General features: G+C 41.9%; 1 pseudogene. It reads right to left on the bottom strand.

Annotated features, from left to right (window positions below):
- Nucleotides 1-38 precede the first annotated feature (38 nt).
- Nucleotides 39-1,020: pseudogene (locus AB5935_RS27815) on the bottom strand (porin).
- Between the last annotated feature and the right edge of the window lie 52 nt (nt 1,021-1,072).

Here is a 1,072-nt window from a genome sequence, read left to right as displayed (position 1 = left end):
TCTTTATTATAGCTTTATTCGAACGGAACTGCCAAGTACTAGAATATGAATTGAAAACGTCCCTGTACTACACTAAAGTTTGTGCTTTCGATCTCTTTGATATGCGAGCCGGGGATGAAGTAGCTATAATTCAATTTGACAGCAATGTGTTTATTGATATAGTAATTCAATCCGAAGGAGAGGTCTTTCTGTGTTCCGCCTTTTATTCCGGCATCATTCAGAGAGAGATAATTGAAACGGGCACATAGTTCAAGTGCTTTTCCTTCCGGTCTTCCGGGACAGGCTACTTCTTCGTCATACAGATAATTCTGTCCCAACAATAGCCAGGAACATTGCAGATAAGCTCCTTGTGCCGCCCGGAGATTTATAAGTAAACGTATTCCTGTTCTCATCTTCGGGAAGCGTGCCGTCCGGTGTACGATGGATAGCTGCTAATCCTATATGTATCAGTTTCGCTTGCTCATAAAGTGGACGGTAAACCAAACGTCCGTCAATGGCATATCCTTGCGATGCATTTTTCAGGTTGCTCAAATCATTATCGGTAAAGAATCCGCCACACAGATAGTAATATTGGGTACGATAGGAATAGGCTACTCCCATACGTCGGCTATTTGTCAATGCCAGCACAGCTCCCGGAGATTGGTTGAAGCGAAGATCAAATGTACTACAAATCATATCGAGACTGAATGGCTCATAGAATTGTCCTATCTGAATGGAACTATTCTTATAGGAATAGGTGGCAAAAGCATCTTTGATGGCTACTTTGTTTCCGGCATATCCCATTTCCAGTTTCATTCCCCAGTTCTGATAGGTAGCTTTTACACCGATGCGAAGGTCATTAAATTCCGTGCCGTTGCCAAAGTTATTCGGATTCTTCAGATACACTCCTCCATCCATTAATAGACGCCCGGTGATTTTATATTGTATGCCATCGGGCAGATTCTGTGCCGTTATCCGGGAAGTCGTTAGTATTAGAGATAGAAGGAAGGAGAATTTCAAATATAGTCCTATTATTTTCATCGTCCACCTTTTATCAAATTTGTGAAAAAGTAGTTGGCTCCATACCTTCTCC

This window comes from Phocaeicola sp. RTP21198st1_B8_RTP21198_201120 (assembly GCF_040929485.1).
Classification (GTDB): Bacteria; Bacteroidota; Bacteroidia; order Bacteroidales; family Bacteroidaceae; genus Phocaeicola; species Phocaeicola dorei.
The sequence above is the reverse complement of the archived record's forward strand: the minus strand, read 5'-3'. Positions and strand labels throughout refer to the sequence as shown.